The organism is Streptomyces niveiscabiei, from assembly GCF_001419795.1.
In the GTDB taxonomy this organism is placed as follows: domain Bacteria; phylum Actinomycetota; class Actinomycetes; order Streptomycetales; family Streptomycetaceae; genus Streptomyces; species Streptomyces niveiscabiei.
Window position 1 is genome coordinate 1 of sequence record NZ_LIRL01000419.1, and the last position, 16,976, is coordinate 16,976.

13 protein-coding genes and 1 riboswitch are annotated in these 16,976 nt (G+C 72.6%); of the genes, 2 read left to right on the forward strand and 11 right to left on the reverse strand.

The window, feature by feature from the left end; genetic code table 11:
* The 4 genes from AOK24_RS20575 to AOK24_RS20590 form a co-directional block, all read right to left on the reverse strand.
* Nucleotides 1–1,121: Gfo/Idh/MocA family protein (locus AOK24_RS20575; protein ID WP_055721531.1), on the reverse strand; the 1,121-nt coding region annotated here is incomplete at its 3' end.
* Between the two features lie 189 nt (nucleotides 1,122–1,310).
* On the reverse strand, nucleotides 1,311–2,648 hold the full coding sequence (gene dacB / locus AOK24_RS20580) for a D-alanyl-D-alanine carboxypeptidase/D-alanyl-D-alanine endopeptidase (protein WP_055721532.1): 1,338 nt from the start codon (nucleotides 2,646–2,648) through the stop codon (nucleotides 1,311–1,313).
* Between the two features lie 128 nt (nucleotides 2,649–2,776).
* Nucleotides 2,777–4,273, reverse strand: coding sequence for an alpha/beta hydrolase (locus AOK24_RS20585; protein ID WP_240554028.1), 1,497 nt, complete (start codon nucleotides 4,271–4,273; stop codon nucleotides 2,777–2,779).
* A 163-nt stretch (nucleotides 4,274–4,436) separates the two neighbouring features.
* Nucleotides 4,437–4,760, reverse strand: coding sequence for an antibiotic biosynthesis monooxygenase family protein (locus AOK24_RS20590; RefSeq protein WP_055721534.1), 324 nt, complete (start codon nucleotides 4,758–4,760; stop codon nucleotides 4,437–4,439).
* A 121-nt stretch (nucleotides 4,761–4,881) separates the two neighbouring features.
* On the opposite strand from AOK24_RS20590, the gene AOK24_RS20595 reads away from it, so the two are divergent.
* Complete coding sequence (locus tag AOK24_RS20595; protein ID WP_055721535.1) at nucleotides 4,882–7,080, forward strand: MMPL family transporter; 2,199 nt, start codon at nucleotides 4,882–4,884, stop codon at nucleotides 7,078–7,080.
* On the opposite strand, the gene AOK24_RS20600 is transcribed toward AOK24_RS20595, so the two are convergent.
* Both AOK24_RS20600 and AOK24_RS20605 read right to left on the reverse strand, forming a co-directional pair.
* Nucleotides 7,077–8,213, reverse strand: coding sequence for a hypothetical protein (locus tag AOK24_RS20600; protein ID WP_055721536.1), 1,137 nt, complete (start codon nucleotides 8,211–8,213; stop codon nucleotides 7,077–7,079). The genes AOK24_RS20595 and AOK24_RS20600 overlap by 4 nt on opposite strands.
* Before the next feature lie 92 nt (nucleotides 8,214–8,305).
* Entirely contained in the window at nucleotides 8,306–9,334 is a 1,029-nt protein-coding gene (locus tag AOK24_RS20605) for a 3-oxoacyl-ACP synthase III family protein (RefSeq protein WP_055721537.1), read from the reverse strand.
* A 436-nt stretch (nucleotides 9,335–9,770) separates the two neighbouring features.
* On the opposite strand from AOK24_RS20605, the gene AOK24_RS20610 reads away from it, so the two are divergent.
* A complete protein-coding gene (locus tag AOK24_RS20610; RefSeq protein ID WP_055721538.1) occupies nucleotides 9,771–11,141 on the forward strand; it encodes a class I adenylate-forming enzyme family protein in 1,371 nt (456 codons plus the stop codon).
* Here the strand turns inward: AOK24_RS20610 and AOK24_RS20615 are convergent.
* The 5 genes from AOK24_RS20615 to AOK24_RS20635 all read right to left on the reverse strand — a co-directional run bounded on the left by AOK24_RS20615 (nucleotide 11,045) and on the right by AOK24_RS20635 (nucleotide 16,688).
* Nucleotides 11,045–12,697, reverse strand: coding sequence for an acyl-CoA dehydrogenase family protein (locus tag AOK24_RS20615; RefSeq protein ID WP_079056907.1), 1,653 nt, complete (start codon nucleotides 12,695–12,697; stop codon nucleotides 11,045–11,047). The genes AOK24_RS20610 and AOK24_RS20615 overlap by 97 nt on opposite strands.
* Nucleotides 12,687–13,658: an ACP S-malonyltransferase gene (locus AOK24_RS20620; RefSeq protein WP_240554030.1), complete on the reverse strand. Its 972-nt coding sequence runs from the start codon at nucleotides 13,656–13,658 to the stop codon at nucleotides 12,687–12,689. The genes AOK24_RS20615 and AOK24_RS20620 overlap by 11 nt, the downstream gene beginning before the upstream one ends.
* A 161-nt stretch (nucleotides 13,659–13,819) precedes the next feature.
* Complete coding sequence (locus AOK24_RS20625; RefSeq protein WP_055721540.1) at nucleotides 13,820–14,620, reverse strand: ABC transporter ATP-binding protein; 801 nt, start codon at nucleotides 14,618–14,620, stop codon at nucleotides 13,820–13,822.
* Complete coding sequence (locus AOK24_RS20630) at nucleotides 14,617–15,627, reverse strand: FecCD family ABC transporter permease (RefSeq protein WP_055721543.1); 1,011 nt, start codon at nucleotides 15,625–15,627, stop codon at nucleotides 14,617–14,619. Before AOK24_RS20630 ends, AOK24_RS20625 begins: the two co-directional genes overlap by 4 nt.
* Entirely contained in the window at nucleotides 15,624–16,688 is a 1,065-nt protein-coding gene (locus AOK24_RS20635; RefSeq protein WP_055721541.1) for an ABC transporter substrate-binding protein, read from the reverse strand. Before AOK24_RS20635 ends, AOK24_RS20630 begins: the two co-directional genes overlap by 4 nt.
* Nucleotides 16,689–16,776: 88 nt before the next feature.
* A riboswitch (cobalamin riboswitch) is annotated at nucleotides 16,777–16,926 on the reverse strand.
* Nucleotides 16,927–16,976 lie beyond the last annotated feature (50 nt).

Sequence of the window (16,976 nt, forward strand, 5' to 3'; positions counted from 1 at the left end):
TGCCCGCCCTCCCCGCTCGCCACCTTGATCTCCCGGGGCCGCTCCCAGGACCGGCGCAGCAGGAGTTCCGTACGGCCGGTGTTCGCCTCGACGCCGTGGGCCGAGGCGGGGGTCACCCGGCGAGGGGTCCAGGTCGTCTCCTCGACGAGCAGTTCCAGCCGCCCCTCGCTGCCGTTGAAGGCGATCCGGTACCCCTCCCAGGGGGCGTACGCGGTGAGGTGGTAGGTCAGGGAGGTGCCCGAGGCGTACCGGACGAGGACCGCCATGTCGTCCTCGATGGTCACGCCGGGCGCGAAGACGTTCTGGTCGCGGTGGTAGCCGTCCTCCGACTCGGCGTCCAGGTAGAGGGACGTGAGGTCGGGGTCGTCGGCGAGGTGCAGGGCGAACGGGTCGGAAGCGGCGGCCGGCCGGCCGTGCGCGCGGTCGTACTCCCGGGCCAGTCCCCGGCGTCGGCCCGCCTCGGAGCCGTAGAAGAACAACGCGCCCTGCGCGTAGACGAGTTCGGGTGAGCTGCCCAGCCACCAGTTCACCAGGTCGAAGTGGTGGGTGGCCTTGTGGACCATCAGGCCACCGGAGTTGGCCTTCTCGCGGTGCCAGCGCCGGAAGTAGTCCGCGCCGTGCCGCAGGTCGAGCAGCCACTCGAAGTGCACGGACCCGACCTCGCCGACCGCGCCGTCCGCGAGGAGTTCCCGCACGGCCGAATGGACCGGGTTGTAGCGGTAGTTGAAGGCGACGCGGACGTCCCGCCCGGTGCGTTCGCGGGCCGCGAGGATGCGGCGGGCCTTGTCCGCGTCGGTCGTCATCGGCTTCTCGGTGACGACGTCGCACCCGGCGTCGAGCGCCCGCACGATGTACTCGTCGTGGGTCCGGTCGACGCTGCACACCACGACGAGGTCGACGCGCTCGCGGCGCAGCATCTCGTCGAACTCCCCCGCGGGGTACGCCGGTACCGAACGGCCGAGCCACTCGTTGTGGACGGCCATCCGGCGGGAGTTGACGTCGCAGAACCCGGCGAGCTCGTACCGGTCCGCGTAGGGTCCGGCGAGCGCGTTCACGAACAGCCGGGCGCGGGAGCCGAGTCCGACGACGGCGACTCGACGGCGGGCGGTGTCGCGGGGCATGGGGGTCTCCGTTCCGACATACGAAGTTCCGACATACGAAGTTCCGGCGTGCGAAGTTCCGGCGTACGGAAGAACCGCCGAAAACACCGCGTCGGAGCGTACCCACCCTGGCGCCGGGCCAAAAGATCACCCGGCGCCGAGCCGGAAGGCCACCCGGCGCCGGTGAACTCTCCTGGAAGCCCAGCTCCCTTACGCCCAGCACCCGTTCACGGTCGCCGCCAGCCCGTCCATCGCGTCCTTGATGTCCCCCGGCGAGGCGGTCGAGTTGTTCTCGACGAACGAGAACACCTTCCACCGCCCGTCCTGCGCCTGCGTGAACCCGCTGAGCGCGATGGCCCCGGTCAGCGTCCCGGTCTTGGCCATGACCTTGCCGGCCGCGCACGACGAGTCGGGCGTGTCGAAGCGCCCCCACTCGGGACCGAGCGTCGCGCCGGTCTCGCCGGAGACGGGGAGCCCGTCCTTGATGTACTTGAGGGTGTGGCGGTAGCGCGGGTCCGTCGTGAGGTCGAGGATGTCCGCGAGGGTCCGCGCCGGGATCTTGTCGGCGCGGGAGAGCCCGCTGCCGTCGTGGATCTCGAAGTTCTCCAGGGAGACGCCGTACCGGTGGGCGAGGACGCCGCGGACGACGGCCGTGCCGTCCTCGAAGGTGGCCGGGCGGCCGGCGCCGAGCGCGGTCATCCGCAGCAGCGTCTCGGCGATGTTGTTGTCGCTGGTCTTCAGCATCTTCTTGACGATCTCCGACAGCTTGCCGGAGGTGTGGCGGGCGACCGGCACGTCCGTGGGAGCGGCGGTGCCGTGCGCGACGTCGCCGTCGACGGTCACGCCCTGCTCGGTGAGGAGCTTCGCGAAGACCTGCCCGGCGTCGAGCGAGGTGTCCATGACGCCGTGGCCGTCGACGACCAGCGCGCGGACGGGCGCGATGTTGTCCGGGTAGTAGCCGTCGTTCCAGCCGGTCGCGAGGGACGGCTCGGGGAAGAGGCTGTCGTCGACGCCGACCTTGACGGAGGTGAGGCCCGCCGCCTTGACGCCGGCCGCCGCGGTCTTCGCGAGTTCCTGGAGGTCGGCCGAGGTCAGCGTGCGGTCGCCGCCGCCGACGAGGGTGAGCGTGCCGTCGCCGTACACGACCTTCGTGGTGAAGCGGTGGCCGGGGCCGAGGACCGTCAGCGCGGCGGTCGAGGTCGCGAGCTTCGCGTTGGAGGCGGGCATGAGGGCGGTCGCCGCGTCGTGGTTCCAGATCTGCTTGTCCGACTTGGCGTCGATGACGACACCGCTGAACGTCGTGCCGAGGCGGGTGTCCTGGACGCGGGCGGTGAGGTTGTCGGCGATCTTCTGCTCGGCGGGGTCGAGCTCCGTCGCGCCGGCCTTCGTCGCGGTGGCCTTGTCGGCGGCGAACGCGGACGGGCCGGCCAGGATCGTGCCGGCGACCGGGGTCACCGCCGCGACCAGGAGTGCGCGGCGGATCGCCGGGTTCATCTCACGGGGCTTGCGGTGACGCCCACGCGCGCTGGACAGGGGGGTGCTCGACATGGGGGTCCTTGTGGGGGGAACGAAGCGGGGGGAATGAAGTGGGAGGAACGAATAGATCAGGCCGAAAAGTACCAGCCAAAAGAGCTTCCAACTTCAAGTGAAAGTGGGGGGAGTGTGAAGGTGTCCGCTCAGGCTCGGCAGGTCACGTCCCCGGCCGGAAGGCGCCCGCTCGCCAGGTAGGCGCGCACCCCGTCGTCCGCGCAGGCGTTCCCGTACACGCCGAACACCGCGTGCTGCGCCGGCCCGGCCAGGGTGATCAGCCGCGACGACGGCCAGTTGCGGCGCTGGGCCACCGCGCCCGCGTACGTGGTGCGCGGATCGCCGGTCGCGTTCACGAGGAGCGCCGGGAAGTCGTCCCGGACCGCCGTCGGGGTCTCGCGCGGGGCGGGCCAGAAGGCGCAGGGGCCGATGTTGCGGGTCATGGGGGCGAGGAGGGGGTCCGTCAGCCGGCCGCGCTCGATGTCGCGCCGGTATGCCTCCGGGTCGCGTTCCGTGGGGACGTCACCGCAGAGGATCGCCGACTGGGCGCTTCCGTACGACGACTCGTCGCCGGTCAGGATGAACTTCAGCGCGTCCAGCAGCGCCGGGGGCGGGTCGGCCGGGGTGTCCTTCGCCGCCAAGTGCCGTACGGCTCGCGCGAGTTCGCCGTACGCCCGGTCGTTGTCCTGGGAGAGGCCGGTGAGCAGGATCATCGGGACGACGCGTTCGTCGACCTGGTACGGGCCGACGGTCAGCGGCTCGCGGGTCGCCGCCGCCTGGATACCGTCAACTGTCTTGAGTACGGCGCCAGTTGTGGTGCCCAGTCCGTACGTCGCGTGCCGGGTCGCCGCCCACCGCGCCCAGTCCCGCAGCGCGGCCCGGTTCTCCGGCTCGGCCACGCGCAGGAGGCGCGGGGAGTAGCGGGCCGGGTCGATGACGCCGTCCAGGACCATGCGCTCGACGCGGGCCGGGAACATCGTCGCGTACACCTCGCCCAGGTAACTCCCGTACGAGTAGCCCAGGTACGAGACCTTGCGCTCGCCCAGCGCCGCGCGGATCACGTCCATGTCGCGGGCAGTGTCGCGGGTCGTCGCGTACGGCAGGACGTCCCCGGCGTTCTCGCGGCACAGGGCGGCGAGGTTCCGCGCGAAACCGGCGTCGAACTGCGCCGGGGCGCTCCAGAGGGACGTACCCGTGGGCCACTTGCAGTCCAGCGGCGTGCTGCGGCCGACGAAACGGGGGTCGACGCCGACGACGTCGTACCGCCCGGCGAGCCCCTTTAACTCCCCGTGGATCCACGGCGCGTCACCGATCGTGGACCCGCCCGGGCCGCCGCCGTTCAGGAGCAGCGGGCCGACGCGGTGGGCGGTGTCGGTGCCCCGGATGCGCGATATCGCGACGGTGATGGTCCGGCCGCCGGGGTTCGCGTAGTCCAACGGCACCGTGACGTCGGCGCACTTGGCGCCGGACCGCTCCAACTCCTTCCCGGTGGCGTCGTCCGGGCCCGTCACGCAGCTCTTCCAGTCGAGACGCTGCTCGTGGAAGCGGGCCAGAGGGTCGGTGGCCGCCGACGCGGTCAGCGGGAGCGCGGCCAGGGCGAGAGCGGAACAGAGGGCAACTCGGGTTCGTACGGCGAAAGTTGTCACGCGACCCCACGCTAGGGAGCGCACAGCGGCCGGACACTCCGGCGGCCCCGCCGACCCCTCCGGGTGCCAACCCCCTTGTGTACGGCCCCGCCAGCCGGTAACACCCGCAGAGCGAACGCACCCTTGAGCCGGAGGCGCCCGAAAGCACCCCCGGCCCCCGGAGTCACTCGCCCTTCGGCCCCGCCTGCTGGACCACCTCGAAGGACCACAGGGCCGACGCCGACGACGCCGGCTTCGGGCGTTCGCCGCCCGCCCCGCCCTGGTGGGCCTGCTTCATCGGGCCCTCCATCCACGCCTGGAAGGACTCCTCGTCCCGCCAGCGGGTGTAGACGAGGTACTCCTCCGTGCCCTCCAGCGGGCGCAGGAGTTCGAACCACTCGAAGCCGTCGGAGTTCTCCACGGCGTGCGCGCGGCCCGCGAAGCGCTTCTCCAGGGTCTCGCGCTGCTCCGCGGGGACCGTCAGTACGTTGATCTTGACTACGCTCATGGGCCCATCCTGCCTGTCACGTGCGGCGCACCGGCACACCGACCCCCGGATGACGACATGCGGGGCGCGGGGGGCTGCCCGACACTGTGAGCCCGGGGGCCGCACGTGAGGAGCGTTCCGCATGGCCTCGTCGCTCTACCGCCTGGGCAGACTCGCGTTCCGACGGCGCTGGTACGTCGCGGGCCTCTGGATCCTGGTGCTGGTGGGCCTCGGCGTGGCGTCGGCGCAGGCGCCCGAGGCCCCGGACACCGCGTTCTCCGCCCCCGGCATCGAGGCGCAGCGCGCCTTCGACCTGATGGACGAGAGGTTCCCCGGCGCCCAGGCGAACGGCGCGACCGCACGCGTCGTCTTCGTGGCCCCGAAGGGCGAGAAGGTCACGTCGGCGCGGAACCGGGCGGCGATCGACCAGGCCGTCACCCGGGCGGCGGCCGGACAGCAGGTCGCCTCGGCGGTGGGCCCCTTCACGGCGGGAGCCGTCAGCGAGGACGGCTCGACGGCGTACGCGACGGTCACCTACACGGTCGCCGCCGACGACCTCACGGACGCCGCGAAGGACACCCTGCGCGGCGCGGCGCAGGGCGCGCGGGACGCGGGCCTGACCGTCGAGACCGGCGGCACGGCCCTCGCGGACTCCCCGAGCCCGGGCGGCGCCGGCGAGGTCATCGGCATCGTCGTCGCCGCCGTCGTCCTCCTGGTCACCTTCGGCTCGCTGGCCGCCGCCGGTCTCCCGCTGCTCACGGCCGTACTCGGCGTCGGGGTCAGCATGACCGCGATCACCACCCTGGCCGACCCCCTCGGCCTCACCTCGACGAGCAGCACGCTGGCCTCGATGCTGGGCCTGGCCTGCGGCATCGACTACGCCCTGTTCGTCCTCTCCCGCTACCGGGAGGAACGCGCCAACGGCCACACCGAACAGGACGCGGCGGGCCTCGCCGTCGGCACCGCCGGTTCCGCCGTCGTCTTCGCGGGCCTCACGGTCGTCATCGCGCTGGCCGGCCTGTCCGTCGTCGGCATCCCGATGCTCACGAAGATGGGCCTGTGCGCGGCGGGCGCGGTCGTCCTCGCCGTCCTGGTCTGCCTGACGATGACCCCGGCGCTGATCGGGTTCTGGCCGCGCGCCGTGCTCTCGCGCCGCTACCGGCTCACCGGGCGGCGCGTGCAGGGCGTGTTCGGCAACCGGGGCAGCCGGTGGGCGGAGTTCGTGCAGCGCCACCCCTTCCCGGTCCGGTTCACCGCGATGTGCAGCCTGATCGTGCTGGCGATCCCCGTGCTGAGCCTCCAGCTCGGCATGCCCGGCGACGAGGTCAAGTCGACCGCGACGAGCGAACGCCGTGCCTACGACGACCTCGCGAGGGGCTTCGGCCCCGGCTTCAACGGCCCCCTGACGATCGTCGTCGACGCGAAGAAGGCGGGCGACGCGAAGGCGGCCGTCACCACCATCGAGAACCGGGTCAAGGGGACGAAGGGCGTCGTCTCGGTCACCGAACCCCGTTTCGACAAGGCCGGTGACACGGCCGTCTTCTCCGCCGTCTCCGCCTGGTCGCCGACCGACAAGAAGACCGAGGACCTCGTCCACACCATCCGCGACCACCGCTCGCGGACGGTCGCCGGGACCGGCGCGACCTTCGAGGTCACCGGCTCGACCGCGCTCAACATCGACGTCGCCCAGAAGGTCCAGCGGGCCCTGATCCCGTACCTGGTCGTCGTGGTCGGGCTCGCGGTCGTCCTGCTGCTGATGGTCTTCCGGTCGATCTTCATCCCGCTGAAGGCGGCGGTGGGCTTCCTGCTCTCGGTGCTCGCCGCGCTCGGCTGCGTCGTCGCCGTCTTCCAGTGGGGCTGGGGCGCCTCGCTCCTCGGCGTCGAGTCCACCGGCCCGATCATGAGCATGATGCCGATCTTCCTCGTCGGCATCGTCTTCGGCCTGGCCATGGACTACGAGGTGTTCCTCGTCTCCCGCATCCGCGAGGCGTACGTCCACGGCCAGGGCGCCGGCGAGTCCATCACCACCGGCTTCCGCTACAGCGCCCGGGTCGTGGCCGCCGCCGCGCTCATCATGATCTCGGTGTTCGCCGGGTTCGTCACCGCCGACGAGTCCATGATCAAGATGATCGGCTTCGGGCTCGCCGTCGCCGTCCTCTTCGACGCGTTCGTCGTCCGCATGGCCTTCGTCCCCGGCGTCCTCGCCCTCCTCGGCGACAAGGTCGCCTGGCTCCCGAAGTGGCTCGACCGCCTCCTGCCGCACCTCGACGTGGAGGGCGAGGCCCTCAGCCGCGCCCACCCCGCCCCGACCCCGCAGGCGGGGACCGGACAACCCGGCTAGCAGATGTTCTGCGTACTGTTCACCAGCCGGTTGTTACGGAACGTCGTGTTCGTCCCGCACGGATTCTCGGTGATCCGCGAGTTCGTCACCGTCAGGTTCTGTACGACGATGTCGGCGTTGTTCGGGAACTCCGACCGGGCGGCGAGGCGGATCTCGCCGCCCCCGGAGACCGTCCCGCTCTGCGCCGCGAGGTTGACGTTGTAGCAGTTCTCGATGAGGACGGCGTTGTTGCCGGTGTTCGTCAGGCTGATCCGGTCGATGACCGCGCCCCCGCTCTCCGACACGCAGAACACACCGCGCCCGCCCCCGCGCGCGACGACCTCGCCGACCCGGATGTTCGTCGGGTAGGAGCTGCCGATGCGCCCGTTGCGGTTGGCCATCCGGAACGCCGCGTACCCGGTCCCGGTGCCCGCGCCGTCCGCGTCGACCTTCGTGACGTTCGCGTTGATGGTCTGGTTGAGCAGCAGCCCGGACTCGCCGACGTTGCGTGCGGTGACCGTGCCGACGGTCAGCCCGTCCACGCCGTACGTCTCGACGGCGTGGCTGGACGCGCCGGACACGAAGACGTTGTCGATCCGCACGTTGCGGGTCCACTCGGCGGTGTTGCCCCGGTTGTCGATGCGGACGCCGAGCCCGGCCGACAGGCGCATGTCGAGCTGGCCGAGGACCACGTTCTGCACGTTGCGAAGGAAGATCCCGTACAGCGGGGACCCGGTGAGGCTGAGGTGCTGGATCTCGATGTCGCGGGTGCCGCGCGAGTACACCGGCGCCTGGTCGCCCGAGCCGCCGCCGGTGACGTTGATCGTGCCGCACACGTCGAGGACGGTGTAACTGGGCAGGGAGACACGGGAGTTCGCGGCGATGTTCCCCGACCCCCGGACGACGACGCGCTCCTTCGACGTCCGGTTCGCCGTCAGGCTGTTGACGGCGGCCTGCATCGCGGCCCGCATGTCCGTACCGGTGTAGCTGACCGAACTGCCGCGCCGGGCCGTCCAGGTGGAGCCGCTCAGGACGGCCTCCGCCTGGTACGAACCCTCGCCGCAGGCCGCCGCCGAGGCGGTGGGGGAGTGCGTGAACAGGATGCCGCTCGTGAGGAGGGCGAGGGTCGACGCGGCGACTCCGAGTCTGCGCATGGTCGTCTCCTGTGGGGTGGGAGAAGTGCGGGTGGAAAGCGCTTTCCCCGGAGTGTGGCCAGTGCGCGGGTGTACGTCAAGGGTTCGTAAAGTCAGTGCAGTTGGAGGTGGGTGGCGACGCTCGGCGCGACCCGTACGGCCGAGGCTCCCGTCCAGCGCAGCAGCGTCGTCCCCCAGGTCACCCCGCCGCCGAACGCGATGATGACGACCAGGTCGCCCGCGTGCAGCCGCCCCTCGGAGGACGCCTTCGCCAGCGCGTAAGGGATGTTCGCCGCGCCGATGTTGCCCACCTCGTGCCCCACGACGACGAGTTGACGATCCGTCACACCCATCTCGCGGGCCGCCCGTTGGAGCAGGACCGGGTTCGGCTGATGGGTGACGACCAGGGCCACGTCGTCCAGGGTGACCCGGCCCTGGCCGAGCGCGTGCGCGAGCATGCGGGGGAACACGTCGAGGATGAAGTCGCGAACTCCCTTGCCGTTCATGGTGATCCGCTGGGCCGCCAGGGGCGAGGGGAGCCGGCTGCCGCCCGCCGCGATCATCGCGTGGTCGGCGTACCGGCCGTCCGAGCCGAGCGTGAACGCCCCGAAACCCTGGCCCTCGGCGACCGGACCCAGGAGCGTCGCCGCCGCGCCGTCCCCGAAGAGGGAGGCGGTGGCGCGGTCGGTGGGATCGACGAACTTGGAGTACGCCTCCACGCCGACGACCGCCGCGTACCGTGCCGAACGGTCGCCGGCCAGCCAGTCGCAGGCCACCCGGGCGCCGAACAGCCAGCCCGAGCAGGCCGCCGTGACGTCCAGCGCGACGGCGTGCCGGGCGCCGGTGAGGGCCTGGACCCGGCAGGCCGTCGCGGGGCCCAGCTCGTCCGGCGTGGAGGTGGCGACGACGATCAGGTCGAGCCGCTCGGCCTCCAGGTCGGCCGCCGCGAGCGCGGACTTGAGAGCCGCCGCGCCCATATCGGAGGCCGCCTCGTCGGGGGCGGCGGAGTGGCGGGCGAGGACACCGGTTCGGCCGGCGATCCACTCCGCCGAGACTCCGGCCAGCTCGGCGACCTCGGCGTTCGTGCGGCGGCGGGCGGGGAGGTAGGAGCCGGTGCCGATGATGCCTATGGGGGCGTTCATCAAACAGCCTTCCGAAGAGGGGAGTTCCCGCAGAAGGGGACGTCCCGAAGAGAGGGCTCCGCGAGCGGGGGAGCTTCCGGACGGCGCCGGGGAGCCGGTGGGGCGACCTGCCCGGCGCCGCCCCCTCGTTCTCGCACAGCACCCCGGCGGCGTGCGAGGCACACGCGAAGCAGTACGGCTCACGCCGCTCCCGCCACGAGCCGGGGGCGCACCCACCGGGGCGCCCGCGGCGGGCCGGGGTCGCAGGGACGTCCGCGCGCGCCGCAATGCCGACCGTGCGTCCTTTACATGCGGCGAGCAGGTGGTTTGACTTGGAGACGATCTCTCCCTCCCCCCCCCATTTCCTGCCCGTCGGGCGGCCCTTGGAGTTTCCCGGCGGATGCGTCCCCGCGTACGTACGACTGCTGCGTCTCACCATGCCGACCACGAAAGGCAGTTGACGTTGAGCATCCTCACGCTCGTCCCGCCCGAGGACCAGGTGGCCGCCTATCTCGCCGACCGGGTCGACACCGACGCCGGGCAGCCGGTGCGCCGGCGGCGGCTCGCGGACGTGCGGGAGGCGTTCGCAGCCGCCGCGCTCCCGCCCGGCAGCCCGGTCCTCATCGCCGTCCCCGACCCGCACACCCAGCTCACCGCGTTCCTCGCCGCCCACTACGCGGGCCTCGTGCCCGTCCTGCTGCCCCGCGTCTGCCCCGAGCACCGGCGCCGCATCATCGCCGACGCGCTCGGCGCCGCCGCCCTCGCGACGACCGCCCCCGACCTCGTCGTACGCCGCATAGCCACCGCCCACCCGCGCGCCTACGAACCCGGCCAGGCGATCGTCATGACCTCCGCGACCTCCGGGACGGCCGGCGGCTGCCTGCACCGGGTCGCCGCGCTCTTCGACAACGCGCGCCGGCACGCGGGCGCGATCGGGCTGCGCGGCAACGACACCGTCTGGCTCAACCTGCCCCTGCACTACTCCTTCGCGCTGGTCGCGCAGGCCCTCGCCGGGGTCGCGACCGGCGCACGGCTCGTGCTCAGCGGGCCCCCGTTCGCGCCCGGCGCCTACCGGGAGGGCCTGCGCCGGCACGGCGTGACCGTGTCCTCCCTGTCGCCGTCCCTGGTCCGCTCGTTCCTCGACGACACGTACGAACTCCCCTCCTCCTTACGCGTGTTGACCGTCGGCGGCGACTCCCTGGAGGCCACCCACGTCAAGGAACTCCTGGCCCGGCACCGGGGCGGCGAGCTGTACCTGACGTACGGCCTCACCGAGGCGGGCCCGCGCGTCTCCACCCTCGCCGCGCACCGCGCACCCCCCGAGCGCTACACCTCCGTCGGCCTCCCCCTGCCCGGCGTCGAGGTCGCCGTGCGCGGCGAGGGCGTCAGAGGCGAACTCCTCGTCACGACGCCGAGCGCGATGGTCCGGCGCGTGGGCCACGGGGCCGCCGGGCGGCGGGGGCTGGTCGCGGCCGACACCGTCGCCACGGGGGACGTCTTCCGGGTCGACGAGAGCGGACACCTCTTCTTCTGCGGGCGCATCGCCGACTTCGTCGTCATCAACGGGGACCGCGTATCGCTGCGCTGGGTACGGGAGTTGGTGGGCGCGCTGCCCGGGGTGCTGCACGTACGGACCGAGATCGTGCAGGCCGCCGCCGGCCGTGGGGGGATCGGCAGGCAGCGGTACCGGCTGCACGTCACCGCGCGGGAGGCCAGCCAGACGATCCGCGATCAGGTGACCCGGCGGCTGAAGGAGGTGCTGCTCAGAGTGGAGTTCCCCTGCGACGTGGTGGTGCGGGAGCCTCGCGCGAACGAGTTCGCGAAGTGATCCCAGAGGGCGGTGGCGTAGTCGGGGGTGCCGAGCGGGGGAGCGGCATCCTCGGTGTCGAACTCGTCGATCAGGTCGGGTAGTCGAGGCATCAGCTCCTCGCACAGCCGGTCGATCGCCGTCGGGAGCGCGCGGACGTCGTCCGGGCCGAGCACGCCGGTCGCAACCAGGCGGCCCGCCGTGCGGTCGGCCTGGAGGAGGCCGTACAGGACGGCGAGGGGGTGAGCGGTGAGCGCGCGTGCCATCAGCGAAGCCGCCGTTGCCTCGCCGAGTTCCTTGAGGCGTACGAGGTCCCCGGGCACGGCGTCGGCGGCGAGCCGGAGTTCGTGCCTGCGGGCCACGCCCGGCCACCACCGCGGGTCCGTCGACTCCGTTGGAATCACCGGCTCTTCACCACCCCCGCCGAGCCCGGCCCGCCCCGTGTCCACGAAGATCAGCGCGTTGTCCCCGCCCGCCACGGTGAACGCCTGCGCCGCCCCGAGATACCCCTCCAACAGGTTGACGTCGAGGAACCCGGCGAGTCCGCAGTGCCGCCGGCACACCTCGACGACCCGTACCGCCTCCTCCGTCGACACGGCCTTCAGCAGCGCGAGCGACGCGTCGACGGCGACCCAGGGCGAGAGCGCGGCCTGCGGCGCGGCCGAGCCCGACGCCCTGCGCCGCCACGCCGCGAGCGCCGCGTCCGCCGCACACGTGAGCGCGTACGCCCCCGACAACGCCCCCAACAGGGCCCGCTGATGCGTGAGATGCTCCAGCAGCGGCGCCCCCGACGGAGTCGTACGCCGCTGCGCGAACCGGAGCGAGACGATCGCCGCCCGCCGGGCCATCGCGGCCATCGCGGAGGGAACCGTCGCCCACAGCGCCTGCCCGACGGACATGGTCCGCCGCAGCCGCGCGCCGGGCGAGCCCGAGGGGTCGGTGAACCGGCCGTCCGAATCGATCCACGCCCCGTCCGACAACCAACGCCCGTACGGCACCCGGCAGTTCCGGAACCGGATCAGCCCGTACGCCAGCGGCAGCGCGCTCGCCGTCAGCGGCCCCGAGATCTCCACCCCCGGCGCGGCCCGCTCGCCGTCGGTGAGGTCGACGAGGAACACGAACGTCCCCCGGTCCACCCCCTCGACCACGGCCCGCGCGACGACCGCGCCGTACGTCGGCGGCCCGTCGGGGGTCACGCTGGAGAACTTGAGGGCGTCCGCGTCCGGTGTGTCCAGCACGAACTCCCGGGTCGTGAAGTCGAATACGGCGGTCGTCCGGGCCCCGAGGTGACTGCCCGCACGCCCCACCTCCGTCACCAGGAACACGCCCTTGGCCACGCCCCCCTCCAGCGCCGCCCGGTACGGCTTGAGACAGGCGTCGTCCATGCCGAAGCTGACGACCGCGTTGAGGCACAGGACGTAGTGGTTGACCAGCGCCATGTACAACGCGGGCCGCCGGACCGCCGCCTCGGCCTGCACCTCGGCCAACCGGTCGATGTCGCCCAGGAGTTGCCCGGCGTCTCCCAGAACCGCCGTGCACCGCAGCAGATCTGACGCCACGTCACGCTCACCGGCCATGCGGCACCCCCGTGACCCACGCGAACCCGTCCACCGTCGCCACATCCCCCTCCGCGAACAACTCCCGCGCGCTGCGCGTCAGCGCGCTCCCCGTACCGGCCTCCAGCAGCATCGCCGGACCGCCCTCCACCGACTGCCGCAGCACCCCCGGCAGCCGGGCGGGCCGCGTCAGGCCGTACGACAGGACCTCGCGCACGTCGTCGTCCGGGCGGTACGCCCTGCCCAACAGGGAGGAGTAGAGCGGGAGTCGGGCCACCTCGACCCGGACGTCCCGGATCGCCTCGACGAACTGCCGGGCGTCGTCCTCCAGTTCGGGGTGGTGGCACAGGAACGGCAGCCGCAGGCGGACGACCGGCAGGGCCAGGCCCAGCAGGAGCTGCTCGGCGCGGGTCACCGCGTCCGGCGGGCCGGTGAGGATGACGCGGCGGTCGTCGTTGACGCAGGCCAGCGCCAGGCCGGGCAGGTTCAGGGCGGCGAGGAGACGGTGCGCCTCGGCCTCCGGGTCGCCGTCTGTCACCGGGGGTTCGACCAGGAGCATGCCGCCGGGGTGGCCGGTCAGGGCGCGGGCCACCAGACAGGCGATGCGGGTGCCGTCCGCGACGTCCAGGACGCCCGCCGCGACACAGGCCGCGATGTCGCCGAAGCTCATCCCGACGACCCGGTCCGGGGCGAGCCCCGAGCGGCACAGCGCCCGGTGCACGGCGACGGAGCAGGCGAACAGCGCGTACTGCGGCGTCCCCACCGGGCCGTCCGCCAGCTCCCGCGAACTCCTCAACTCCCCGCTCAGCAGCCGGGAGACGACCGGCGCCACCCCGAACTCCCCGGCCACCGGGTCCCCTTCGGCCGCGACCTCCTCCAGCGCCTCCTCCACGACGTCCTGCGCGTCCAGCGCTCTCAGCAGCGGTGCCAGCGTGAAATCCCCCTGCCCGGCGAAGGCGTGGACCACCATCCGATCGCTCACCACGGCGACTCCCAGACTCGGCCGACTGTGTGTCTCTCGTCGAAGACCTCAGCACAGCGCCGCCCGGCGGCGGCAGAGCGCGCGGCGGCACAGGGGAGCGACGCGGGCGCGCACGCCGGGTCCGGCGCGGGTCCGCGGTGACCGCAGCGCGTGCGCCCCGCTCACACCGGGCCGAGGAAGCGGATGTGCGGGCGGCCGTCCGGCGCCTCGTCGGTCACGGCGGCGCGCACGCCGTACACGTCCGCCACGAGCGACTCCGTCAGGACCTCGCGGGGCGTGCCGGCCGCGACGACGCGGCCCTGCCTGAGGACGGCGAGGCGGTCGCAGTACATCGCCGCGAGGTTGAGGTCGTGCAGGGCGACGACCGTCGTGACCTTCAGCTCCGTGATCAGGGTCAGCAGCGCCAACTGGTGCTGGATGTCCAGGTGGTTGGTGGGTTCGTCGAGGAGGAGTTCGCGGGGGTCCTGCGCGAGCGCGCGGGCGATGTGCACGCGCTGGCGTTCACCGCCCGACAGGGAGTGCCAGGGGCGGTCCGCCTTGTCGGTGAGGCCGGTGCGCTCCAGCGCCGTACGCACCGCGTCCTCGTCGCCCGGCGCGGCCGGCGTCCACGCGCGGCGGTGCGGGACGCGGCCGAGGCGTACGACGTCCACGACCGTCAACGCGACCTGGGTGTCCGCCTGTTGCTCGACGACGGCGACCCGGCGGGCGATGCCCCTGCGGCCCACCTCGGGGAGCGGGCGGCCGTCCAGGGTGACCGTGCCGGAGTCGGGGGCGAGGACACCCGCGAGGACGCGCAGGAGCGTGGACTTGCCGGAGCCGTTCGGGCCGAGGAGGCCGGTCACCCGGCCGGGGCGGGGGGCGAGGGTGACGCCGTCGAGGATCAGGGTGCCGGCGGCCGTGCGGGTCACGCGGTCCGCGCGCAAACCGTCGTAAGTCTCTTTGTCCGTCGCCGTGTCGGTCATCGTGCGCCCTTCGTCCGGTACAGCACCGCCACGAACGCCGGGACCCCGATCAGGGACGTCACGACGCCCACCGGGACCTCCTGCGGGGACAGCACCGTGCGGGCCAGCGTGTCGACCCACACCAGGAACACCGCGCCCGTCAGCGCCGTCGCCGGGAGGAGGCGGGTGTGGCCGGGGCCGGTCAGGGCGCGCGTCGCGTGCGGGAGGACCAGGCCGACGAAGCCGATCGCACCCGCCGAACTGACCAGGGCCGCCGTCAGCAGGGCCGTCGTACAGAGCAGGATCAGACGGGTACGGGCCACCGAGACGCCCAGCGACATCGCCGCGTCCTGCCCGAACGCGAACGCGTCCAGCGTGCGCGCCTGGCCGACGCAGACCAGCAGCGCCGCAGCGAGGACCGCCGTACCGACGGCGACGTCCGACCAGTCCGCGCCGCTCAGCGAACCCAGCAGCCAGAACAGGATGCCCCTCGTGGTCTCCGCGTCCGCCGCCGTCATCACGATGAACGACGTCAGCGCCGAGAACAGCTGCATCGCCGCGACCCCCGCGAGGACCACCCGGTCCGTCGTACCGCCCAGCGTGTGGCTCAGCAGCAGCACCAGACCGAACGACAGCACCGCCCCGATGAACGCGCCGCCCGACACCGAGACCAGGCCGCCGCCCGCGCCGAGCACGACGATGACGACCGCGCCCGTCGAGGCGCCCGAGGAGACGCCGAGGACGAAGGGGTCCGCGAGCGGGTTGCGCAGCAGCGACTGCATCACCGCGCCGCACACCGCGAGCCCGGCGCCGCACACCGCCGCGAGGAGCGTGCGCGGCAGGCGCAGGTTCCACACGATGCCGTCCCGCAGCGGGCTCAACTCCGTGTGGCCCCAGCCGAGGTGGGACGCCACCGACGCCCACACGTCCGCGACCGCGATGTCCGCCGGGCCGATCGTGATCGCCAGCGCCACCGATACGGCCAGCAGCGCGAGGCCGCCCGCGGTGAACAGGAGACCGCGGGTCACGAGGCGGCGGGTCGTGAGGCCGCCGGGCACCGCGAGGCCGCGGGGCACCGGGAGAGGCCGTACGTCCGCAGCGCCGCCGCGACCTTCTCGATGCCCTCGACCGTACGGATCGTCGGGTTCATGGCCTGGCCCGACAGCAGGACGTACCGCTTGTTCTTCACCGCCGTCATGTTCTTCGTGACCGGGTTCGACTCCAGGAACCCGATCTTCTTCGCGGCCGTCTCCGCCGTCTGCTGCTTGCGCGTGAGGTCGCCGATCACCAGGACCGCCGGGTCCCGGTCCGCGACCGTCTCCCAACTCACCTGCGGCCATTCGTCCTTGGTGTCGTCGAAGACGTTCTTCGCGCCCAGCGCGCGGGTGATGACACCGGGGGCTCCGCAACAGCCCGCGAGATAGGGGGACTGGGAGTTCGCGAACCAGTAGAGCAGGGTGACGTCCTGGGCCTTCAGACCCGAAGTCGCCTTCTGTACGCGTGTTTTGAGGTCCGCGACCAGCTTCTCGCCGCGCTCCTCGACGCCGAAGATCCTTGCCAGGTCCAGGACTTCGCCGTACACCGTGTCGATCGACAGCGGCTGCGTGCGGGCGCCGTCGCCGTCCCCTTCGTTGTCCTTGCCGACGCAGTCCGAGGGGGACAGGTACGTCGGCACGCCCAGCTTCTCGAACTGTTCCCTCGGGGCCACGCCGCCCTTGCCCAGCGTCGACGCGAACGAGGCCGCCACGAAGTCCGGTTCCGCGTCCAGGACCCTCTCCAGCGAGGGCGCGTTGTCCGCGAGGCGCTCGACCTTCGCGTTCTCCTTCTCCAGGCTCTTGGACACCGGGTCCGTCCAGGTCGCCGTCCCCACCATGCGGTCCGCGAGGCCCAGGGAGAGCATGATCTCCGTGGTGCCCTGGTTGAGGGAGACCGCGCGCTCGGGCGGACCGTCGACGGTGACCTTCCGGCCGCAGTTGGTGAGGGTGACCGCGTCGGCTTGCGCGGCCTTCCCCTCCGAGGACGAGGTCGCGCACCCCGCGACCAGAACAGCGGACACGAGAGCCAGTACGGCAGGACGTGCGAGTCGCACAGAGCTTCCTTCGGCGTCGAGGGCTCGTACGCGAAGCCCGGTCGTACGGTCGCGCCCCCGGGGCCGGGGCTCCGGCCGGAGGCCGCCAGCAGGTCTTCGGACTCGGGATCGTCCAGCCGGGACGCCTTCCCGGACGAACCGTCCAGTGGCCTGCTGCCCCGCCCGTCACCCTCACCGCTGCGCGTCAGCTCCGGAGTCCCACCGGATTCCCTGACCTCGTGCGTTCACTCGGACGCACGTGGGTTCGACTGGCCTTGGGAAGCTATCACGCGGGGAGGGGGCGGAGGG

Bases quoted from the DNA above. Each gene is read 5' to 3' on its own strand.
- AOK24_RS20595 (WP_055721535.1), top strand. From the start codon at position 4,882: ATGGCCTCGTCGCTCTACCGCCTGGGCAGACTCGCGTTCCGACGGCGC.
- AOK24_RS20590 (WP_055721534.1), bottom strand. From the start codon at position 4,760: ATGAGCGTAGTCAAGATCAACGTACTGACGGTCCCCGCGGAGCAGCGC.
- dacB (WP_055721532.1), bottom strand. From the start codon at position 2,648: ATGTCGAGCACCCCCCTGTCCAGCGCGCGTGGGCGTCACCGCAAGCCC.
- AOK24_RS20615 (WP_079056907.1), bottom strand. From the start codon at position 12,697: ATGGCCGGTGAGCGTGACGTGGCGTCAGATCTGCTGCGGTGCACGGCG.
- AOK24_RS20625 (WP_055721540.1), bottom strand. From the start codon at position 14,620: ATGACCGACACGGCGACGGACAAAGAGACTTACGACGGTTTGCGCGCG.
- AOK24_RS20600 (WP_055721536.1), bottom strand. From the start codon at position 8,213: ATGCGCAGACTCGGAGTCGCCGCGTCGACCCTCGCCCTCCTCACGAGC.
- AOK24_RS20605 (WP_055721537.1), bottom strand. From the start codon at position 9,334: ATGAACGCCCCCATAGGCATCATCGGCACCGGCTCCTACCTCCCCGCC.